The 3,699-nt window shown below is 62.9% G+C and carries 5 protein-coding genes; 3 read left to right on the top strand and 2 right to left on the bottom strand.

The genetic code is table 11. The annotated features are described in order from the left end of the window. The coding region (locus EN943_RS35940; RefSeq protein WP_164778571.1) for a 4-hydroxybenzoate 3-monooxygenase at positions 1–899 on the top strand (899 nt) is incomplete at its 5' end. A 10-nt stretch (positions 900–909) separates the two neighbouring features. On the opposite strand, the gene EN943_RS35935 is transcribed toward EN943_RS35940, so the two are convergent. Next, positions 910–1,380, bottom strand: a complete 471-nt coding sequence (locus tag EN943_RS35935) for an NUDIX domain-containing protein (protein WP_127416487.1) — start codon at positions 1,378–1,380, stop codon at positions 910–912. A gap of 173 nt (positions 1,381–1,553) precedes the next feature. Between EN943_RS35935 and EN943_RS35930 the strand changes: the two genes are divergently transcribed. Then, positions 1,554–2,087 carry a sterol desaturase family protein gene (locus tag EN943_RS35930; protein WP_127416486.1) on the top strand — a complete coding sequence of 178 codons (534 nt, stop codon included), beginning with the start codon at positions 1,554–1,556 and terminating at the stop codon, positions 2,085–2,087. A 24-nt stretch (positions 2,088–2,111) separates the two neighbouring features. Here the strand turns inward: EN943_RS35930 and rsgA are convergent, their stop codons facing one another. Next, the gene (gene rsgA, locus EN943_RS35925; RefSeq protein WP_164778570.1) at positions 2,112–3,173 is read right to left on the bottom strand and encodes a ribosome small subunit-dependent GTPase A; all 1,062 of its coding nucleotides are present in this window, start codon (positions 3,171–3,173) and stop codon (positions 2,112–2,114) included. A 379-nt stretch (positions 3,174–3,552) separates the two neighbouring features. Here rsgA and EN943_RS35920 point away from each other — a divergent pair. Then, positions 3,553–3,699, top strand: a 147-nt coding sequence (locus tag EN943_RS35920; protein ID WP_164778569.1) for a LacI family DNA-binding transcriptional regulator, incomplete at its 3' end; no start/stop codon positions are given.

Genomic DNA, 3,699 nt, shown 5'->3' with positions numbered 1-3,699 from the left:
CCGGCGGCAGGCATGTCACCGTCTATGGCCAGACCGAGGTGACTCACGATTTGATGGACAAGCGCGATGCGGCAGGACTGACCACGATTTACGAGGCGGCAAATGTCGCGTTGCACGATTTCGACGGCGCCGCGCCTTTCGTCACCTATGACCGGGATGGGGTCACGCATCGGATAGATTGCGACTTCATTGCCGGCTGTGACGGTTATCACGGCGTCAGCCGCAAATCGGTGCCCGAGCGTGCGCTAGAAATCTTCGAGCGGCAGTATCCGTTCGGCTGGCTCGGCGTGCTGGCCGAAGTGCCGCCGGCCGATCACGAGCTGGTCTATGCCAATCATGAGCGAGGTTTTGCGCTGTGCTCGATGCGCTCGACGCATCGCAGCCGCTACTACGTCCAATGCCCGCAGGACGATCGCGTCGAGGCGTGGTCCGACGACCGCTTCTGGGACGAGTTGCGCCGCCGCTTGCCGGAGCAGACAGCCGCAAATGTCGTCACCGGGCCATCCTTCGAGAAATCGATCGCGCCGCTGCGCTCCTTCGTTGCCGAGCCGCTGCGTTTCGGCAGGTTGTTCCTGGTCGGCGATGCCGCCCACATCGTGCCGCCCACCGGCGCCAAGGGCCTCAACCTCGCCGCCAGCGACGTGCGCTACCTCTCTGCCGGTTTTCGCGACTTCTACCGGGACAAATCGGTGGCCGGCATCGACGCCTATTCCGGCAAGGCGCTGGCACGGGTCTGGAAGGCGGTGCGCTTTTCCTGGTGGATGACGACGATGCTGCACCGCTTTCCCGACACCGGCCAGTTCGGCCAGCGCATCCAGGAGGCCGAGCTCGACTATCTCGTGCAGTCGCGTGCCGCATCGACCGCGCTCGCCGAGAACTATGTCGGCCTGCCTTACTGAAGGCTGCGGATCATCCGGCGCCTTGCTGCCTGGCAAAATCCAAAAGCATCGGGCGCTGCCCCTTGAGGATTTTCACCTCGGCCTCGGGCAAGGTGAACCAGCCGGCTCTGTCGACCTCCGGGAATTCCTTCAGGGATCCTGACCTTGGCGGCCATTCCATAGTGAAGCTGTTGCTCTTGATGGCGGCCAAATCGATGTCGATGGTCGCCTCGACGGACCAGCCCGAGACGATCTTGCCGCCCGGTTGCCTGTAGTCGCCAAGCCGAGCGAAGGTGCCGTTGACCCTGATGCCGAGCTCTTCCTCGGTCTCGCGTTGCGCTGCCGTCAACTCGTCCTCGTCCTCGCCGACGAGGCCCTTCGGTATCGACCAGGCACCATCGTCCTTCTTCGCCCAGAATGGTCCGCCCGGGTGAACCAGCAATACCCTGAGATCGCCGTCGCTGCGGCGATAGATCAGCAATCCCGCACTGCGTTTTGCCATTTTTGAACGTCCGTTTGCGAAGGCGGCAGCCTGCCGATGGTCCTTGAATCGTTGACGCGAACCTTGCACTAAGGGATTGCGACGCTATGTCAGCTGCGTCTGCATTGCACCTCACCCGCGAGTCCGGCAATCTGATACCATCGCTTATTTGGCGGCTCGAAGGCTAGGTGACGATGCAACTCGGTCTTATTGGCTACTACAGCGACTTCGTGGTGTATCCGCTGGTGATCGCCGTGCTGGCAGTGGCTGGGCTGCTCGAGGCCGGCGAAGAGAGTGCGCCAGGCTGGATCGGCACGGTCCTCGCCTGTCTCGGCCTCTGGACGCTGATCGAGTATGTGCTGCACAGGTTCGTTCTTCACCATATTCCTTACATCAAGGACCTGCACGACCGTCACCATGTCGAGGAACGCAGTTCTGTGGGCACGCCGACCTGGCTCAGTCTCGGCGTGCATGCACTGGTCGCGTTCCTGCCAGTATGGATGATCTCGGATTTCGCCACCGCGAGCGCGGTGAGCTGCGGGTTGATGCTGGGATACCTCTGGTACATCAGCATCCACCACATGATCCATCACTGGCATCCCGGTCATCCGAGCTACCTCTACACGCTCAAGCGCCGCCACGCCGTGCATCATCACATCGACGAAACGGCCAATTTCGGTGTTACGTCGGCACTTTGGGATCGGATCTTCGGTACCGCGCGGCTCTGACGCCAGCGCTCCGATCCTCGCGGCTCAACGCCTCTTCCCACGCCCGCCGGGAGACTTGGCGCCGCGAGGGCCGCTCTGAACCGGCGTGTTGTTCTGGTTTTCGTCGGACAGCTTGCGCCAGCGGGCAAGGCGCTCCGGATCGAGCGTTCCTGCCTTCAAGGCGGCTTGCACAGCGCAGCCCGGCTCATGCACATGCGTGCAGTCGCGAAACTTGCACAGCGGCGCGAGCTCGGTGATTTCGGCAAACAGCGTGTCGATGCCATGGCCGACGTCGCTGACCTGCAGCGTCCGCATGCCCGGCGTGTCGATCACCCAGCCGCCGCCGGCAATGGCGTGCAGCGATCGCGACGTGGTGGTGTGGCGTCCCTTGGCATCGTGCTCGCGAATGCCTGCGGTCTGTTGCGGCGATTGCTGCGCCGATCCGGCCAGCGTGTTGACCAGCGTCGACTTGCCGACGCCGGAGGAGCCGATCAGCGCCACCGTCTGGCCGACACCGCACCAGGCAGCCAGGACGGTTGCCGCATCCGATGTGCGGGGGTTCAGCATCACGACCGGCAATCCACGCTGCAACGCGGCAGCCTGCCGTGCATATGTCTCGGCGTCTTCAGCGGTATCGGCCTTGGTCAGCAGGATCACTGGCGTCGTTCCGGCCTCGTTGGCCAGCGCCAGATAACGCTCGAGCCGGGCCGGATTGAAGTCGGCATTGCACGAGGTGACGATGAACAGCGTGTCGACATTGGCCGCGGCAAGCTGCGGCACCCGGCCGCCTTGGGTACGGCGTTCCAGCACCGTCTTGCGGGTTAGGCGGCGCTGCACAAGGTGGTCATGCCCGTCGACCAGCACCCAGTCGCCGACGGCATAGTCACCGGTGTTCGCCTGCGCCGGCAGCGTCAGATCGACTGGCCCTGCCTGGGACAGGCCGGTCAGGCGGTCGCGGTGGACGGTGGCTATCCGCGTCGGGACAAGATTGGCATCGCCGGGCTCGAGCTGGTCGCCGAAAAATTCGGTCCAGCCCAGGCTGGCGAGCGATGGCGTGGAGTGATCCGTCACGGCTTTGACCACGGCGTCACGGACATTGGACGGCATCCTTGGTAGGTGGGGGCGAACGGGTGGGGCGATTTCCAAGCCGTGTATGGGCGGCATGGCGATATTTGGCAAGCACGCGCGTAGCCGAGGGCTGAGCGGCAAGCTTCTGCAGCTATCCCTTGGTCGTCGAACTGACGATGAAGTCGACGAAACAGCGCCGTCCGAAGGCGTTGGCGGGAAAATGGCGAGCTGCGTCAGTTTTCGCCATGACGCCATTTTTTGAAGCGTTAACAAATAATTTGACGCATGCAATATTTTTGCGCTCTATTGGGAACTGTGAAAATTGACTGAATAAGTTCCGTCGAGCATTGTCGCATCCGGTCAACGGCCGCATGACTGGCGGCGGGCCGATCGTTGGCAGGGGATCTGGAATATATCGATGGCGGAGAAGACACACCGCACGATGGACGACTTCGCCCAGGCATGTGGCGTGTCCCGGCCGACGCTGTCCAAATATTTTGACGATCCGGCGAGCGTGAAGCCGGCTACGCGGGCGCGCATCGAAGCCGCCTTGCGTTCCTCGGAC

This window comes from Mesorhizobium sp. M7A.F.Ca.US.006.01.1.1 (assembly GCF_003997935.1).
In the GTDB taxonomy this organism is placed as follows: domain Bacteria; phylum Pseudomonadota; class Alphaproteobacteria; order Rhizobiales; family Rhizobiaceae; genus Mesorhizobium.
Note: the sequence above shows the minus strand (reverse complement) of the source record. Positions and strands in the feature narration are given on the sequence as shown.